The organism is Streptomyces sp. CC224B (genome assembly GCF_030010595.1).
Classification (GTDB): Bacteria; Actinomycetota; Actinomycetes; order Streptomycetales; family Streptomycetaceae; genus Streptomyces; species Streptomyces longispororuber.
In genome coordinates this window covers 53,080-72,070 of record NZ_JASCXL010000026.1, presented here as the reverse complement: position 1 = coordinate 72,070, position 18,991 = coordinate 53,080, and the positions used below count along the sequence as shown (strand labels likewise).

The 18,991-nt window shown below is 76.9% G+C and carries 1 protein-coding gene; it reads right to left on the bottom strand.

Annotated elements, in window-relative coordinates:
* Nucleotides 1-6: 6 nt before the first annotated feature.
* Nucleotides 7-18,897, bottom strand: coding sequence for a non-ribosomal peptide synthase/polyketide synthase (locus tag QK440_RS13185; protein ID WP_282793259.1), 18,891 nt, complete (start codon nucleotides 18,895-18,897; stop codon nucleotides 7-9).
* Between the last annotated feature and the right edge of the window lie 94 nt (nucleotides 18,898-18,991).

The following is an 18,991-nucleotide window of genomic DNA, read 5'->3' as shown; positions in this document are numbered from 1 at the left end:
AGGTCCTCACCGTTCGTCGTGGTCGCTGTCGCCGCGTGCGGCGTCTTCGAGTTCGCTCAGGATCTGCTCCTCCACCGCGTCCGCCAGGGCGGCGACCGTGCGGTGGACCAGGACGTCGTGGGGCGTGAGGGTCACGCCGAAGGCGTCGTTGGCCCGGGAGGCGATGAGCAGGGCGCGCAGGGAGTCGCCGCCGAGCGCGAGGTAGTCGTCCTCCACGCCCACGGTCACCTGCAGGGCCTCCTCCCACAGGAGGGCCAGGGCCTCCTCGGTGGGGGTGCGCGGCGCGACGTGGCCGGACGTCCGTTCCTGGTCGGGCGGGGGCGCGGGCAGGGCCGCCCGGTCGGTCTTGCCGTTCTCGGTGAGCGGGAAGCGGTCGAGGACGACGTACGCCGAGGGGACCATCGGGCCGGGCAGGGTGCGTGCGGCCTCGGCGCGCAGCTCGGCCGCGGTGGGCGGCTGCGTGCCGGGCGCGGCGAGCAGGTGGGCGACCAGGCGCGGCAGGCCCGGCTCGTCCTCGCGCACGCTCACCACGGCGTCGAGGACGCCCGGGTGGCGGGTGAGGGCGGCCTCGACCTCGCCCGCCTCGATGCGGTGGCCGCGGAGCTTGAGCTGGTGGTCGGTGCGGCCCAGGTAGTGCAGCTCGCCGTGGCTGTCGCGCCGGACGAGGTCGCCGGTGCGGTACATGCGGGAGCCGGGCGGGCCGAACGGGTCGGCGGTGAACCGCTGGGCGGTCAGCGCGGGCCGGTTGAGGTAGCCGCGGGCCAGGGCCGGTCCGCCGAGCCACAGTTCGCCGGCCACGCCGACGGGGACCGGGCGCAGCCGGTCGTCGAGGACGTAGGCGCCGGTGGCGGGCAGCGGGCGGCCGATGGGCGGGGCGCCGCCGTCCGGGGTCAGCGGCGCGGACCAGGTGGCGACGACGGTGGCCTCGGTGGGCCCGTAGGAGTTGACCATGCGGTGGTGCGGGGCCCAGCGGGCGACCAGTTCGGGGCCGCAGGCGTCGGCGCCGACGGTCAGGGTCTTCAGGTCGGGCAGGGTGCCGGGGGTGTCCGGCGGCAGGGTGGCGAGCGCGGCGGGCGGCAGCAGCGTGTGGGTGACGCGCTCGCGGCGCAGCACCTCGGCCAGTTCCGCGCCGAGCAGCGGTCCGGGCGGGGGCACGACGAGGCGGGCGCCGTGCGGCAGGGACATGCACAGCTCCAGGACGGAGGCGTCGAAGCTGGGCGTGGCGAAGGCGAGGACGCGGTCGCCCGGGGCGACCTGGTAGTGCGCGGCCTCGGCGGCGGCGAAGGCGGCCAGGCCGCGGTGGGTGACGACGACGCCCTTGGGGGTGCCGGTGGAGCCGGAGGTGTAGATGACGTACGCCGGGTCGTCCAGGTGCAGCGGGCGGACGCGGTCGGCGTCGGCGGGCCGGTGCTCGGGCGTGTCCGGGGCGGCCGCGAGCAGGGCGGCGACCTGGTCCGCGTCGAGGGTCTCGGCGGGCCGGGCGTCCTCCAGCATCAGGGCGACCCGCTCGGCGGGGTAGCCCGGGTCCACGGGCAGGAACGCGGCTCCCGCCTTGGTGACGGCGAGCTGGGCGAGGACCATCTCCGCCGAGCGGGGCAGGACGAGGGCGACGAGGTCGCCGGGGCCGGTCCCGCGGGCGATGAGCTGGTGGGCGAGGCGGTTCGCCCGGCGTTCGAGGTCGGCGTAGGTGAGGGACAGGTCCGGCGCGGTGAGCGCCGTCGCCGCGGGGGTGCGGTCCACGGCGGCCTCGACCAGGGCGGGCAGCGTCGCCGGGGCGGCCGGGGCCAGCGCGGGGCGCACGGGGCCGTGCAGCAGCCGCTCGCGGTCCTCGGGCGGCAGGATCTCGACGGTGTCCAGGCGGGTGTCGTCCTCGGCGGCGGCGAGCGCGCGCAGGGTGTGCAGGAGCTGGGCCGCGAGCGCGTGCGCGGTGGCCTTGGTGAAGTAGCGGGGGTCGTGGCCGAGTTCGACGGCGAGGCGCTCGCCGGGCGAGACGACCACGGTGAGCGGGTAGTTGGTGGCCTCGCGGGCGTCGAGGTCGCGCACGTGGACGCCGTGGGCGCCGGCTGTGGCGTCGCCGACGGGGTAGTTCTCGAAGACCAGCAGGCTGTCGAAGAGCGGGGTGCCCGCGGGGACGCCGCTGAGGGCGTGCAGGTCGGTGAGCGGTACGTGGGCGAAGAGCCGGTCCTCGGCCGCCGCGGCCTGGGTGCGCCGCAGCCACGCGCCGCACGGGGCGGCGCCGTCCACGGTCACCCGGGCGGGCAGGGTGGTGATGAACAGGCCGGTGATGGTGTCGGCGCCGGGCAGGTCCGAGGGCCGGCCGGAGACGGTGGTGCCGAAGCACACGTCCTGCTCGCCGCTCCACCGGGACAGCAGCAGCGCCCAGGCGCCCTGCACGACGGAGTTGAGGGTGAGCTGGTGGCGGCGGGCGAAGTCGGCGAGGCGCCGCGTGTCGTCCTCCGGGAGCCGCTGGGACAGCCAGGTGCCGGAGCGGGCGGTGGCGCCGTGGGCGGGCCGCCGGTCGTAGGGCAGGGCGGTGGGCGCGGTGAGGCCGGCGAGGATGCCGCGCCAGTGCTCCTCGGCGCGGCCGCCGTCGCGGGCGGCGAGCCAGGCGGCGTAGTCGCCGAAGGGCCTGCGCTCGGGCAGGTGCGGTTCCTCGCCGCGGGCCAGGGCCGCGTGGGCGGCCATGACGTCGGACAGGACGTGGAAGACGCTCCACCCGTCGAGGAGGACGTGGTGGAAGGTCCACACGACGCGGACCTCGTCCGGGCCGAGCCGGATCAGGGTGACGCGCAGCAAGGGGGCCTGGTCGAGGGCGATGCCGCGGGCCTTGTCGGCGGCAAGCAGCCGCTCGAGACCGGCGGCGCGGTCCTCGGGCGGCAGGGCGCTCCAGTCGTGTGTGGTGACGGGCAGGGTGACGTCGCGGCGCACGATCTGGAGGGGTTCGGGGACCCCGCTCAGGGCGACGGCGGTGCGCAGCACGGGGGTGCGGTCGACGACGTGCTGCCAGGCGGCGGCGAGGAGGCGCGGGTCGCGGACGCCGTCGGCCACGAAGGTGATCTGCTCGGTGTACAGGCCCTCGCCCGGTTCGTCCATGCCGTGGACGACCATGCCGGCCTGGGTGGGGGTGAGGGGGTAGATGTCGGTCACGTCGCCGCCGGTGCCGGCCAGGCGGTCGACGGCCCGCTGGTCGAGGCGGGCCAGCGGGAAGTCGGAGGGCGTGCGGCCGCCGGCGCCGGGCGTCGCGCAGTGCGCCACGATCGCGCGCAGTTCGTCGGTGAGCTCGGCCGCGAGGCGGGCGACGGTGTCGCGGTGGTGCACCTCGCGGGAGTAGGACCAGGTGAACTCCAGGCGCTTGTCGGTGACGTGGCCGAGGACGTCGATGAGGTGCGGCCGGTCGGCCGCCCGGTCGGCGCCGCCGGTGAGGCCGTCGCAGGGGGCGTGGAGCAGGCCGCCGGCGGCGGTGCCCGCGTCCTGCTGGCCCAGGTAGTTGAAGGCGATCTGCGGCAGGGCGGGCAGGTGCTGTCCGGCCGTGGGGTGGAGGTGGCGCAGGGCGCCGTAGCCGATGCCGCCGTGCGGGACGGCGCGCAGGGTCTCCTTGACGGACTTCAGGGCGGTGCCGGTGTCCGCGTCCGGGGGCACGTCGAGGGCCACGGGGAACATGCTGGTGAACCAGCCGACGGTGCGGGACAGGTCGACGTCGTCGAAGAGGTGCTCCCGGCCGTGGCCCTCCAGCGCCACCGTGACCCGGTCGCGGCCCGTCCAGCGGGCCAGGACCCGGCCGAGGGCGCACAGCAGGACGTCGTTGACGCGGGTGCGGTAGACGTCGGGCACGTCCTGGAGCAGGCGCCGGGTCTCGTCGCCGTCCAGGCCGGCGGTGACGGTCTCCTCGCAGGTTCCGGCGTTGCTCCCGCCGAGGTCGACGGGCAGCGGCGCGGCGTCGGACAGGGCGCTCCAGTGGGCGAGTTCGGCGTCGAAGCCGCCGGCCTCGGTGTGGGCGGCCAGGCGTCGCGCCCAGCTCTGGAAGGAGCTGGTCTTGGGGCCGAGGTCCGGTTCCTGTCCGGCGCGGACAGCCCGGTAGGCGCGGTCCAGGTCCTCCAGGAGCAGGTGCCAGGACACCGCGTCCACCACCAGGTGGTGCGCGGCGAGCAGCAGGACGGGCCGCCGGTCGTCGCCCAGGTGGCACAGCGCGGCCTTCACCAGGGGGCCGGTGTCCAGGTCGAAGCCGTCGCACAGGGCGTCGGTGAGCGCGCGCAGGGCGGCTTCGGGGGCACCGCCGGTCAGGGTGTGCGTCTCCAGGTGGGGCGGTGCCCCGGGCGGGGAGCCGTGCTGGTGCCTGCGGCCGTCGCCGTCGGCCGGGAAGCGCTGCCGCAGGGCGTCGTGGTGGGTGAGGACGGCGGTCAGGGCGGCGCGCAGCGCCGTCGCGTCGGTGTCGGCGGCCACGTGGTACGAGACGGCCTGGGTGAGGCGTGCCGGGTCGCCGGGCAGGGTGTCGAACAGCCAGTGCTGGACCGGGGTGAGCGGGGCCTCGCCGACGACGGGGCCCTGGTCGGCCGGGGTGGCGGGGGCGGGCAGGTCCTCTGCGGCGGCGGCGAGTTGGGCGACCGTCGGGTGGCGGAACAGGTGGCGCGGGGTGAGCGCGAGGCCCGCCCTGCGGGCGGCGGAGACGATCTGGATGCCGAGGATGGAGTCGCCGCCGAGGGCGAAGTAGTTGTCCTGGGTGCCGACCTCGGGCACGCCGAGGACCTCCGACCAGATCGCGGCGAGGGTCTTCTCGGCGGCGGTGCGCGGGGGGCTGTCGCCTCCGGCGGCGGGGGCGGCCCACACCGGGTCGGGCAGGGCGCGGCGGTCGAGCTTGCCGGTGGTGCCGAGCGGCAGCCGCTCCAGCGGCATCACCACGGACGGGACGAGGTGGTCGGGGAGCGTCCGCGCGAGGAAGGCGCGCAGTTCGGCGGGGGCCGGGGTCGCGGGGCCGCGGGGCACCGCGTACGCGACGAGGCGCCGGTGGCCGTCGCGCTCCACCACGCGGGCGGCGGCCGCGGCCACCTCCGGGTGCCCGGCCAGGGCGGCCTCGACCTCGCCCAGTTCGATGCGGAAGCCGCGGACCTTCACCTGGTCGTCGCCGCGGCCGAGGTAGAGCAGGTCGCCGTCGGGGGTCCAGCGCACGCGGTCGCCGGTGCGGTACATGCGGCTGCCGGGCGGGCCGTAGGGGTCGGGCAGGAAGCGGGACGCGGTCAGGGCGGGGCGGTCCAGGTAGCCGCGGGCGACGCCGGTGCCGGCGAGGTACAGCTCGCCGGGCGCGCCGGCGGGCACCGGCCGCAGCCGCTCGTCGAGGACGTAGGCGCGGGCGCCGCCGACGGGCTTGCCGATGGGCGGGACGCGGTCGGGTGCCCCGGGGTCGCAGGTGTGGGCGGTGGCGTAGACGGTGGCCTCGGTGGGCCCGTAGATGTTGAGGACCTGGCAGGCGGGCACGGCCGCGCGGACGTCGCGCACGGTCCGCGGCGGCAGGGCCTCCCCGGCCAGGACGACGGTGTCGGCGGTGACGTGGACGGTGTCCTCCGCGAGGAGCCGCCCGAGGGCGGAGGGGACCGCGCTCAACAGGCCCGCGCGCCAGGGCCCTTCGCGTTCGGCGAGGGCCAGCAGGTCGTGGACGACCTCGACGCTGCCGCCCGCGAGCAGCGGGGAGAAGATCTCGAACACCGAGACGTCGAAGTTGAGCGAGGTGGAGGCCACCACGTGGTCGAGCCCCCGGTCGGCGAACGCGGCGGCGGCCCAGTCGGTGAGGGCCACCACCGACGCGTGGGCGACGACGACGCCCTTGGGGCGGCCCGTGGAGCCGGAGGTGTGGATGACGTAGGCGGGGTGGCCGGGCAGCAGCCGTCCGCGCCGCTCGTCGTCGCCGATCGCGTCCGGGGACAGGGCGGCCAGGCGCGCGGCGCACTCCGGGCCGTCGAGGGCGACGCGGGTCCAGGGCCCGTCCGGCAGCCGGCCGGCGCTCGCCGCGCTGGTGACGACCGCTTCGGGGCGTACGTCGTCGAAGAGGAAGGCGAGGCGTTCGGCGGGGTAGCCGGGGTCGACCGGCAGATAGGCGGCGCCGCTCTTGAGGATGGCCAGGAGCGCCACGACGAGGTCGGCGGTGCGCGGCAGGGCCACGGCGACGAACCGCTCGGGCCCGGCGCCGGCGCCGGCCAGGAGCCGGGCCAGGCGGTTGGACCGCTCGTCGAGCTGACGATACGTCAGGTGCTCGGCGCCGCAGTGCACGGCGACGGCGTCGGGGGTGCGGGCGGCCTGCTCCCGGAACACCTCGGGCAGCACCTTGGGCGGCGCCGGGACGGTCCGGCCGCCGAAGCGGTCGAGGAGCGCCCGCGCCCGGCCGTCGTCGAGGAGCGGCAGTTCGTCCAGGCGGCGGCCGGGGGCGGTGGCCATCTCCGTGAGCAGGGTGCGCAGGCTCGCGCCGAGGGCCTCCACCGTCGCGGCGTCGAAGGCCTGCGGGTCGTAGTCGAGCAGGACGGCCAGGTCGTCGCCGGGGGCGACCACCACGCTGAGCGGGTAGTTGGTGGGTTCCAGGTCGCGTTCCTGCTCGACGGCGAGGCCGTGGCGGGCCACGGCGTCCGCGTCGAACGGGTAGTTCTCGAAGACCACGATGCTGTCGAAGAGGTTGGTGCCGCCGGGCACGTCGCTCCAGGTCTGGATCTGGGCGAGGGAGACGAAGTCGTGGCGCCGGGACTCCGACTGCGCGGCCTGGAGGTCGCCCAGCCAGTCGAGCAGGGGCCGGCGGCCGTCGATCCGCGCCCGGGTGGGCAGGGTGTTGATGAACACGCCGACCATGGAGGTCACGCCGGGCAGTTCGGCGGGGCGGCCCGAGACGGTGGTGCCGAACACCACGTCGTCCCCGCCGCCGTACCGCGACAGGAGCAGCGCCCAGGCGCCCTGGAGCACGGTGCTGACGGTCAGGCCCGCGTGCTGCGCCGTCGCGCGCAGCCGGGCCGAGACGTCGGGGCCGAGCGTGACGTGGACGGAGCCGGAGGAGGAGGCGCGGTGGGCCTCCTCGGCCCGCCGGTCGCGCGGGAGTTCGGTGGGCACGGCGAAACCGGCCAGCGCCTCGCGCCAGTACTCCTCCGCCCGCGCGGTGTCCCGTCGCGCCAGCCAGGCCAGGTAGTCGCGGAAGGGCGCGCGGTCGGGGACGTCCGGGCGGCGGCCCGCGGTCAGGGCCGCGTACCGCTCGCACACCTCGTCGAAGACCTGGGCGGCGCTCCACCCGTCGAGCAGGGCGTGGTGGAACGTCCACACCACGCGTACGCGCTCCGGCGCCAGCCGGATCAGCGCGAGCCGCATCAGCGGGGCCTCGCCCAGGTCGATCCCGGCGTCGCGGTCCTCGGCCAGGAGCCGTTCGGTCTCCGCGGCGACGCGGTCGGGGCTCCAGCCGCGCCAGTCGTGGTGGGTGACGGGCACGGTGGCCCGCCGCCGCACGAGCTGGAGGGGTTCGCCGGTCTCCTGCCACACCAGGCGGGTGCGCAGCATCGGGTTGGCGTCCGCCGTGTGCTGCCAGGCCTCGGCCAGGGCGCCCGGGTCGGTGACGCCGCGCAGCACGAGCTGGACCTGGTTGACGTACGTGCGGGCGTCCGGGTCGAGCAGGCTGTGGAAGAGCATGCCCGCCTGCATCGGCGTGAGCGGGTACAGGTCGGCGACGTCGCTGCCGTCGCCGACGATCCGGTCGAGGGTCGCCTGGTCCACGCGGGCCAGCGGGAAGTCCGAGGGCGTACGGCCGCCGACGCCGTCGCGGCGGCAGTGCCCGACGATGTCCTCCAGCGCGCGCAGCATGCCGTCCGCGAGGCGCGCCACCGTCTCCTCGCGGTGCAGGCGGCTGCCGTAGTGCCAGGTGATCTCCAGTTCGCCGCCCTCGACGCGGGCGACGACGTCGAGCAGGTGCGGACGCCGCTCCTCGGGCGCCTCGGCGCCGCCGAGGCCGCCGGGCACGGAGCGCACCAGCGCCCCGCCGCCGGCGGTCCAGTCGAACCGGCCCAGGTAGTTGAAGCTGATGCCGGGCGCCGGGGCGGCGCGCAGGCGCTCGTCCCGGGCGAGGTGGCGCAGGGCGCCGTAGCCGATGCCGCGGTCCGGGACCGCGCGCACCTGCTCCTTCACGGACTTCAGGGCGGTGCCCCAGTCCCCGTCCGGCACGGTGAGGGCGACCGGGTAGAGGCTGGTGAACCAGCCGACGGTGCGGGACAGGTCGACGTCGTCGAACAGCTGGTCCTCGCGGCCGTGCCCCTCCAGGCCGACGGCCACGGTGCGGTGCCCGGTCCACGCGGTGAGCACCCGGCCGAGGGCCGTGAGCAGCGCGTCGTCGATGCGGGTGCGGTAGGCACCGGGGACCGTGCGCAGCAAGTCGTCGGTGTGCCTGCGGTCCAGGCGTACGGTGACCGCGCGCACGTCGGCCATGGTGTTGGCGTCGGCGGGGTCGTGCCCGGGCTGGCCCGGGTGGTCCACGGGCAGGGGTGCGGCGCAGTGTCCGGCGACGGTCTGCCAGTGCTCGCGCTGTGCGGCGAAGCCGTCGGCCTCGGTGTGCGCGCGCAGGCGCCGGGTCCACTCCTGCACGGAGGTGGTGCGCTCCGGCAGGGTGACCGGCTCCCCCGCCCTGGCCTGCTCGTAGGCGGTGTCGAGGTCTTCGAGCAGCACGCGCCAGGAGACACCGTCGACGACCAGGTGGTGCACGGCCAGGAGCAGCCGCGGGCGGCCGTCGCCGAGGAACAGGCGGGCGCAGAGCAGCGGGCCGGTGTCCAGGCGGAAGGCGGCGTGGGCCGCGGCGGTGAGCCGGGCCTCGGCCTCCTTCGCCTCCTCGGCGCCGAGGCCGCGCAGGTCGTGCACCCGCAGCAGCTCGGGGGAATCCGTGCCGGGGGCGGGGCACTCCTGCCGCCACGCGCCGCCGGTGCTGTCGGTCCGGCTGTCGGTGCCGCCTGTGCCGCCTGTGCCGTCAGTGCCGTCAGCGCCGTTGTCGCGTCGTACGAAGCGGGAGCGCAGGGCGTCGTGGTGCTCCCAGAGCGCGGCCAGGGCCCGGGCCAGGGCGTCCGGGTCGACGTCGTCGTCCGCCTCAACGACGAGGGCCTGGTCGAAGAACTCGGGGCGGCGCGGCGCGGCGTCGAGGAACCAGTGCTGGATGGGCGCGAGCGCCACCTCGCCGGAGACCGGGCCGGTCCCTGCGACGGTCCGCGCGGTGCCGGTGGCGGCCGCCAGGGCGGCGACCGTGGGGTGGCGGAACAGGTCCCGCGGGGTCAGGCCGAGACCCGCGGCGCGGGCCCGGGAGACCACCTGGATGCTGAGGATCGAGTCGCCGCCCAGCATGAAGAAGTTGTCGTCGGCGCCGACGCGCTCCACGCCGAGCAACTCCGCCCAGATCCCGGCGAGGACCCGCTCGGCCTCGGTGCGGGGCGCGCGGTACGCGGTGTCGGCCGCCGACCAGTCGGGCTCCGGCAGCCTGCGCCGGTCGACCTTGCCGTTGGCGGTCAGCGGCAGCGCGGGCACGCTCACGAACGCGGCGGGCAGCATGTAGTCGGGCAGGTCGGCCGACAGGTGCGCGCGCAGGTCGGTTGCCGGGGGCAGGCCCTCGGCCCGCACCGGCACGAGGTGGGCGGCCAGGCGCTTGCGGCCCGCGTGCTCGTACACCGAGACGACGGCCTCGGCGACGGCGGCGTGCGCGGTGAGCCGGGCCTCGATCTCGGCGGGCTCGACGCGGAACCCGCGGATCTTGATCTGGTCGTCGGCGCGGCCCACGAAGAGCAGTTCGCCGTCGCCGCTCCAGCGCACGACGTCACCGGTGCGGTACATACGGGCGCCGGGCGGGCCGAACGGGTCGGCCACGTAGCGTGCGGCGCTCGCCCCGGCGTCGCCCGCGTAGCCGCGGGCGAGTCCGGCCCCGGCGACGTACAACTCACCGGGCACACCCGGCGGCTGGGGCTGGAGCGCCTCGTCCAGGACGTACACGCGGGTGTTGTCCAGGGGCCGCCCGATGGGCAGCACCGGGGGCAGCGGGTCCCCGGCGCGGTAGGCGCGGCGGGTGGCGAAGGTGGTGGTCTCGGTGGGGCCGTAGCCGTCGACGACGGTGAGCCCGGGGCAGGCCTCAAGGACGCGGCGCACCACCGCGCCCCGCACGGCCTCGCCCCCGGTCCACACCTCCCGCGCGCCGCGCAGGCAGGCGGGGTCCTCCTGGGCGAGCAGCCGGAACAGGCCCGCGGTGAGCCACAGATGGCGTACGCCCCGCTCGGTGACGGCCCGGCGGACGACGGCGGCGTCCACCTCGCCCGCCGGGGCGAGGACGGCCGTGCCGCCGCGCAGCAGCGGCACCCACACCTCGTAGGTGGAGGCGTCGAAGGCGTGCGGGGAGTGCACCAGGACCCGGTCGTGACCGGCGAAGGCCCGGTCGAGGGCGAGCGCGGCGACGTCGCGCTGCCGCGCGGCGACGCCCTTGGGGGTGCCGGTGGAGCCGGAGGTGAACATCAGGTACTGGACGTTGTCCGGTCGCACGGGGAGGGCGGGAGCCGCGGCCCCCTCCGGGAGTGCGGCTCCAGGATCGCTGTCCGGCAGCAGGACCGTGCCGTCGGGGAGCACCTCGCGGGCGGTGTCCTCCCAGGCGGTGTCGGTGAGCAGCAGGCGCGCGCCCGCCTCGGCCAGCATGCGCCGCAGCCGTTCGTGCGGCGCCCGGCCGTCCAGGGGGACGAAGACGCCGCCGGTGCGGACGAGGGCGAGCTGCGTGACGACCAGGGCGACCGAGCGGTCCATCAGGACGCCCACGGGCACCTCGACCGTCACACCGAGCGCGGCGAGGCGGGCGGCCAGGACCGCGGCCCGCGCGTCCAGCTCGCGGTAGCTGAGCCGCTCCTCCCCGGCGTCCAGGGCCACGGCGTCGGGCGTCCGCCGCACCTGGGCGGCGAACAGCTCCGCCACGGTGGCCTCGGGCGCCTCGGCGGCGGTGTCGTTCCACTCGTCGAGGACCTGGCGGCGGCGGGCGGGCGTCAGCAGCGGCAGCCGTGCGGGGGCGCGCTCGGGGCCGGTGGCCATGCCCTCCAGGAGGACGGTCAGGTACTCCGCCGTCCGCTCGGCGGTGGCGGTGTCGAACAGGGCGGGGTCGTATCCCAGGCGCAGGGTGAGTTCCGTGCCGGGGTAGGCCACGAGGCTGAGCGGGTAGTTGGTGGTCTCGATGCCGTCCAGGCCGCTGAGCCGCAGCCCGTGGGCGGCGGCGAGGCCGTCGTCGACGGGGTAGTTCTCGAAGACGACGATGGTGTCGAACAGGGCGACGCGCTCGGGGAGGTCGGTGCCGGCCTTCATCCGCGTGAGCGGCACGTAGTCGAAGCGGCGGTCCTCGCTCTGCTCGTGCTGGAGGGAGCGCAGCCAGTCGAGGAGCGTTCCCTCGCGGGGCACGGTGACCCGGGTGGGCAGGGTGGCGATGAACAGGCCGGTGATGTCCTCGGCGCCGGGCAGTTCGGGGGGCCGTCCGGAGACGGTGGTGCCGAAGACGACGTCCTCGCGGCCCGTCTGGCGGCCGAGCAGCAGCGCCCAGGCGCCCTGGACCAGGGTGTTGAGGGTCAGGCCCGCCGTCCGGGCGAGGTCTTCCAGGGCCCGGGTGGTGGCCTCCGGCAGCCGGACGCTGACGCCTTCGGAGGACTCGGCGCGGTGGGTCTCGCGGGGCTCGCGGTCGTAGGGCGGCGTGGTCGGCTCGGCCAGGCCGGCGAGGCGCCGGCGCCAGTGCTCCTCGGCCCGGGCCCAGTCGCGGTCGCGCAGCCAGGCCACGTAGTCGCGGAACGGGCGGCGCTCGGGCAGGGCGCCGTCACCGGCCGCGCCGCCGGAGAGCTGGGCGTGGCAGGCGAAGACGTCGGAGAGGACCTGGAACAGGCTCCAGCCGTCCAGCGCGAGGTGGTGGAAGGACCACACCACGTGCACCGCGTCGTCCGCGGTCCGGGCGAGGACCAGCCGCTGGACCGGGTCCCGCGCCAGGTCGACGCCGCGCGCGCGGTCGGTGTCGAGGAGGTCCCGCAGGCGGCGCGCCCGCTCGTCGGCGGGCAGGCCGCGCCAGTCCAGGTGGGTGACCGGCACCGGCACGCCGCGCCGCACCACCAGGAGGGGTTCGGGTACGTCCTGCCAGGCGACGCGGGCGCGCAGCACGGGGGTGCGGTCCGTGACCCGCTGCCAGGCCGCGGCGAGCACGGCCGGGTCGGGGACGCCCTCCAGGTCGAAGGAGAGCTGCTGGAAGTAGACGCTCTGGTCGTCCTGGGACAGGCCGTGGAAGAGCATGCCCGCCTGGGTGGGCGTCAGCGGGTGGACGTCCTCCAGGGTGGCGGGGGCGTCCCCGGCGAGCCGGTCCACGGCCGCCTGGTCGAGCGGGGCGAGCGGGAAGTCGGAGGGGGTGCGTCCACCGGTACCGGGGCGGGCGGCGTGCCGCGCGATCCCGGCCAGCGCGTCGGCGAACCGCCGGGCCACGTCGGCGACGGTGGCCTCGCGGTGCACCGCGTCGGAGTAGAACCAGGTGAACTCCAGGGCGTCGCCGTCCAGTCGGCCCACGACCTCCAGGGCGTGCGGGCGCGCCGCCTCCGGGTCGGCGTCCAGCTCCAGCGGGCGGAACGCCGCCCGGTACAGGCCGTCCTGGTCGCCCGTGAGCCCGAAGCGGCCCAGGTAGTTGAAGCTGATCTGCGCGGCGGGCGCCTCGGGCAGCGTCCCGGGGCGGGCCAGGTGGCGCAGGGCGTCGTGCCCGAGGCCGTGCCGCGGCACCGCGCGCAGGTGCTCCTTGACCTGCTTCAGGACGCCGTCCCAGGGCGCGTCGGGCGCGACGGCGAGGGCCACGGGGTGGCGGGTGGTGAACCAGCCGACGGTGCGGCTGGTGTCGACGTCGGCGAACAGCTCCTCGCGCCCGTGCCCCTCCACGTCCACCAGGACCCGGTCGTGCCCGGTCCACGCGCACAGGGCGCGGCCCAGGGCGCTCAGGAGCACGTCGTTGACCTGGGTGCGGTAGGTGTCGGGCAGGGTGCGCAGCAGGACGGAGCTGTCCTCGGGGGTGAGGCGTACGGTCACCGCGCGCTGCGAGGCGTACGTGTTGGCGCCGGGCAGGTCCGCCGGGAGCGCGGTCCCGGCGTCCGCGACGGCCTCCGCCCAGTACGCCGCCTCGGCGTCGAAGCCGCCGTCCTGGGCGTACGCGGCCAGCCGCCGGGCCCACTCCCGCAGGGGGGAGGACTTCGGGGGCAGGGCGGCTGCGCCGTCGCGGCCCTCGCGGCGGGCGCGGTAGGCCCGGTCGAGGTCCTCGAGGAGGACGCGCCAGGAGACCCCGTCGACCACGAGGTGGTGGACGGCCAGGTGCAGGACGGGGCGGGCGCCGGTTCCCCGGTCGTGCAGGACGGCCCGCAGCAGCGGGCCCCGGCCGAGGTCGAAGGGGCCGAAGTGCGGGGTGTCGGTGTCCGGCCCGGTGTGGCGCGCGAGGCGCAGCCGGGGCGCGTCCTCGTCGATGTGCCAGCGGACGCCGGGTGCGGGGAGGGGGGCACCTTCGGCGGTACCGGCGTGGGCGGTGCCAGCACCGGCATCGGCACGGACATCGGCATCGGCACGGACCTCGTCATCCGCACCGGTCGCGGCCTCGCTGACGAAGCGTGACCGCAGTGCGTCGTGGTGGGCGACCAGGTCGTTCAGGGCGTCCTCCAGCGCCCCGGCGTCGCAGTCGTCGGGCAGCTCCACCGACAGGGCCTGCGCGAAGTGCCCGGCGCCCGCGGCGGCGGTGTCGAACAGCCAGCTCTGGATGGGGGTGAGCGGCGCCGGGCCGGTGGCGGCCGCGCGGGCCGGGGCGGCGGGCCGGGGCCCGCCCGCGGCGGCCGCCGCGTCCGCGCAGCGGGCCAGGGCGGCGACCGTCTGGTGGCGGTAGATGTCGCGGGAGGTGACCGTGAGGCCCGCCTGCCGCGCCTGGGCCACGACCTGGATGCTGAGGATGGAGTCGCCGCCGAGCGCGAAGAAGTTGTCGTCCGCGCCGACGCGCTCCACGTGCAGGACCTCGGCCCAGACGGCGGCGAGGGCCCGCTCGGTGGGGGTGCGCGGGGCCACGTGGCGCGCGGTGCCCCCGGCGGGCCCCGGGTCGGGGAGCCTGCCGCGGTCCAGCTTGCCGTTCGGGTTCAGCGGCAGGGCGCTCAGCACCAGGACGGCCGAGGGGACGAGGTAGTCGGGCAGGGTGCGGCCCAGCGTCCGGCGGACCGCGTCCGGCTCCACCCGCGCGCCGGGGGCGGGCACCACGTAGCCGACCAGGCGGCGGTGGCCACCGCTGTCCTGGGTGGCCGCGGCGGCCTCGGCGACGCCGTCGCAGGCGCGCAGCGCCTCCTCCACCTCGCCCAGCTCGATGCGGAAGCCGCGCACCTTGACCTGCTGGTCGGTGCGGCCGAGGTACTCCAGCTCGCCGTCGGCGTTCCAGCGCACCAGGTCACCGGTGCGGTACATGCGCTCGCCCGGCGCGCCGAACGGGTCGGCCACGAACCGGGTGGCGGTCAGACCGGGGCGGCCCAGGTAGCCGCGCGCGAGGCCGTCGCCGCTGAGGTACAACTCCCCCGTGACGCCCGGCGGTTGCGGGCGCAGCATCCGGTCGAGGACGTAGGAGCGGGTGCGGGCCACGGGTTTGCCGATCGGCGGCGCCTGCTCGGGCACGGCGGCGGAGTCGCCCGCGAACCAGGCGGTGGCGTAGACGGTGGCCTCCGTCGGGCCGTAGATGTTGGCCACCTCGCAGGAGGGCAGCGCCTGGCGCAGGTCGCGGACGGTCTGCGCGGGCAGCGCCTCGCCCGCCAGGACGAAGGTGTCCGCGTCGACGGCCGCGCCGTCCGCGGTGAGCATCCGGGAGACCACCGAGGGGACGCCGGTGACCAGTCCGGCCCGGCGCCGCTCGGGCGCGTCGGCGAGGGCGGTCAGGTCGGCGACGACCTCGACGGTGCCGCCGGACAGCAGGGGGCAGAGCGTCTCGAAGACCGACACGTCGAAGTTGAGCGAGGTGGAGGCCACCACGTGCGCGAGGCGGTGGGGCCCGAACCAGGCCCCCGCCCAGGCGGCCAGCGCCGCGACGCTGCGGTGGGTGACCACGACGCCCTTGGGGCGGCCGGTGGACCCGGAGGTGTAGATGACGTACGCGGGGTGGTCGGCGTCCAGGGCGCGCGGCCGGTCGGCGTCGGTCACGTCCCCCGGCTCCCCCGGGAGCTCAGCCCTCACCGGGGCCTCCGGCGCCCCCGTCACGTCGGCCGCTCCCCCACCGTCGGCCGACGCACCGTCCTCGTCCGGGCAGCCCTCCAGGCAGTCCTCCAGGATCAGCGGTTCGCACCCCGCGGGCAGCGCGCCCGCGGTGTCGCGGCCCGCGAGGACCAGGGCGGGGGCGGCGTCGTCGAGCATGAAGCGGATGCGCTCGGCGGGGTACTCCGGGTCCACCGGGAGGTAGCCCGCGCCGGACTTCAGCACCGCCCACAGGGCCGTGACGAGGTCGGCGGTGCGGGGCAGGCACAGCGCCACGAACGTCTCGGGGCCGGCGCCGCGGGCGAGCAGCCGCCGGGCGAGGCGGTTGGCGCGCCGGTTCACCTCGGCGTAGTCCAGCCGGGTGGAGCCGCACACCACGGCGGTCCGGTCGGGCGTGCGGGCCGCCTGCGCCTCGAACAGGGCCGGGAGGGTGCTGTCCCCCGTCTCGCCGCCGGTGGCCGCGCTCCTGTTCCAGGAGTCGAGCAGCGTGCGCCGCTCCTCCTCGGAGAGCAGCGGCAGTGCGGCCAGGGGCAGGTGCGGGCCGTCCGCCATGCCGTCGAGGAGCCGGTGCAGATGGCGGCTGACGCGTCCGACCGTCGCGGCCTGGAACAGGTCGGTGTTGTACTCGACCGTCAGCTCGTAGCCGCCGTCGGCGTCCGGCGCGAACTCCAGGACCAGGTCGAAGCGGGCCGCGGGGCGGGGCAGCGGGTGGTCCTCGATCCGTACGCCACCGGCCGGGGCCGGGTGCTCGGCGCGGGTCTGCTGGACGACGAGGGCCTGCACCAGGGGCGTGCGGCTGGGGTCCCGGGGCGGGGCCAGCTCCTCCACGACGCGGTCGAAGGGGACCTGGTCGTGGGCGAAGGCGTCCAGGACGGTGCCGCGCATGCTCTCCACGAACCGGTCGACGGTGGCGGTGTCGTCGACGTCCGCGCGCAGCACCACGGTGTTGGCGAAGAAGCCGGTCACGTCCTCCAGGTCACGGCGGCCGCGGCCGTTGGTGACCGTGCCGAAGGCCACGTCCCGCTGGCCGGAGTAGCGCGAGAACAGCACGGCGGCGGCGCTCGCGAACAGGGTGAACACCGTCGTGCCGCGGCCGGTGGCGAGGTGCCGCAGCCGCTCGACGAGACCGGCCGGGAGCCGGTGGCGGTGCGCCGCGCCCGCGGTGGTGCGCACCGGGGGCCGGGGCCGGTCGGTGGGCAGTTCGAGCTGCTGCATGCCGGACAGGTGCCGCTTCCAGTAGGCGAGGTCGTCCGCCTCCTCGCCGGAGGAGTCGCCGGAGGACCGCCGCTGGTGCTCCCACACGGCGAAGTCCGGGTACTGCACGGCGGGGGCGGGCAGGCCGTGCGGGGTGCCGGTGGCCTCGGCGCGGTAGAGCTCGGCCAGTTCGCGGGTGAGGACGTTCACCGACCAGCCGTCGGTGACGATGTGGTGCTGGGCCAGCAGGAGCAGGTGGTCGTCGGCGGCGCGGCGGACGAGCAGGGCCCGGGTGAGCGGCCCGGTCGCCAGGTCGAAGGGGCGGCCGAGCTCCTCGGTCAGCAGCCGCTCGGCGGCGTCGGCGCGCTCGGCGGCGGGCGCGTGCGTCACGTCGGCCGTGCGCAGGGGCAGCCGGGCGTCGCCGCCGACGTGCTGGACGCCCTGTCCGTCGACCGTGGCGAAGGTGGTGCGCAGGGAGTCGTGGCGGGCGGCGAGCGCGTCGAGGGCGCGGCGCAGCGCGGTGGTGTCGAGGTCGCCGCGCAGCCGCAGCGCCACGCCGGTGTTGTACTCCGTGTCGCCCGCGGTGAGGTCGTCGAGGAACCACAGCCGCCGCTGGGCGCTGGACAGCGGCAGCGGGCGGTCGCGCGGGGCGGGCGGGATGGGCCGGACCGGGGCTGCGGCCGACGGGTCGGCGAGCAGCGGGGCCAGGGCGGCGACGGTCCGCGCGGTGAACACGTCCCGCACGGTGAGGCGGGCGCCCAGTTCGTCGCGGACCCGAGCGAGGGCCCGGGCCGCGAGGATCGAGTCGCCGCCGAGGTCGAAGAAGTCGTCGTGGGCGCCGAGGCCGTCGACGCCGAGGACGTCCGCCCAGACGGCGGCCAGGGCCCGCTCCTCGGGGGTGCGCGGCGCGGTGCGGCCCGCGGCGGGCGCGGCGGCGGGCGCCGGCAGGGCGCGCAGGTCGACCTTGTGGTGGGAGGTGAGCGGGAGTTCGTCCAGGAGGACGACGGCGGAGGGGACCATGTGCGCGGGCAGGGCGGCGGCCGCCCGGGCGCGCAGCGCCCCGGGGTCCGGGGCCCGGTCCGGGTCGGTGGGGGTGACGTAGCCGACGAGCCGCCTCCGCCCCGGCTCGTCCTCGCGCGCCACCACCACGGCCTCGCGGACGGCGGGGTGGCGCAGCAGCACCGCCTCGATCTCGCCCGGTTCGATGCGGAAGCCGCGGACCTTGACCTGGCGGTCGGCCCGGCCGAGGAACTCGAGTTCGCCCTGCTCGGTCCACCGGGCGCGGTCGCCGGTGCGGTAGAGCCGGGCACCGGGCGGGCCGAAGGGGCTGGCGACGAAGCGCGTGGCGGTCAGGCCGGGGCGGCCGTGGTAGCCGCGGGCCACGCCGTCCCCGCCGACGTACAGCTCGCCCTCGGCGCCGGGGGCGACCGGCCGCAGGTCCGCGTCGAGGACGTGGACCTCGGTGCCGGGCAACGGGGTGCCGATGGTCGGGGTGCCGCTGCCCGCGGTCAGCGGGCCGGTCCAGGAGGCGACGACCGTGGCCTCGGTCGGGCCGTAGGAGTTGATCATCCGGCGGCCGGGGGCCCAGCGGTCGACGAGCGCGGGCGGGCAGGCCTCGGCGCCCACGATCAGGGTGCTGAAGTGGCGCGCGTAGTCGTCGCGCGCGGGGTCGGGCAGGGTGGCGAGCGCGGCGGGCGGGATCAGGGCGTGGGTGATGCGGTGGCCGTCCAGGACGGCGGCGAGTTCGTCGCCGAGCCAGGGCCCGTCCGGCGGGACCACGAGGGTGGCGCCGGACAGGAGGGAGCTGCACAGCTCCAGGACGGCGGCGTCGAAGCTGGGCGAGGAGAACTGCAGGACGCGGTCGCCGGGCCCGACGGCGTACTGCTCGGCGGCGGCGCGGCTGAAGCCCGCGATGCCCCGGTGGGTGACGGTCACGCCCTTGGGGGTGCCGGTGGAGCCGGAGGTGTAGATGACGTACGCCGCGTGGTCGGGGCCCACCGGCGCGGGCCGGGGGTCCGGGGCCGGTGCGGAGTCGTCGTCGAGGACGGCGCGGACATGGTCCGGGTCGTCGAGGACGACGGCGGGCGCGGCGTCGGTCAGCATCAGCGCGCGCCGCTCGGCGGGGTAGCCCGGGTCGACGGGCAGGAAGGCGGCGTTCGCACGTGTCACGGCGATCTCGGCCGCGACGAGCTCCATCGACCGGGGCAGGACGAGCGCCACCGTGCGGTCCGGCCCGGCGCCGCGCCGGACGAGCTCGGCGGCCAGGCGGTCGGCCCGCGCGGCCAGTTCCCGGTAGGACCAGGTCCGCCGGCCGTCGGTCACCGCGGGCGCCTCGGGCGTCCGGGCCACCCATGCGGCGAACAGCTCCCCGAGCGGGGGGTGCGGTGCCGCGCCGGTGCTCACGTCCCGGGGGGCGGTGCGCTCGGCCCGCGGCCGGGGCGCCGCCGGGGTGGGCTTGTCATGCAGGTCCGTCATGGGGCGAGTCCTTCAAGGGCGGGGACGATGCGGACGCGCGGGCACGGGGTCCCCCGGGCAGGGTGAGTCCCGGGGAGTGCTCACGCCGGAGCGG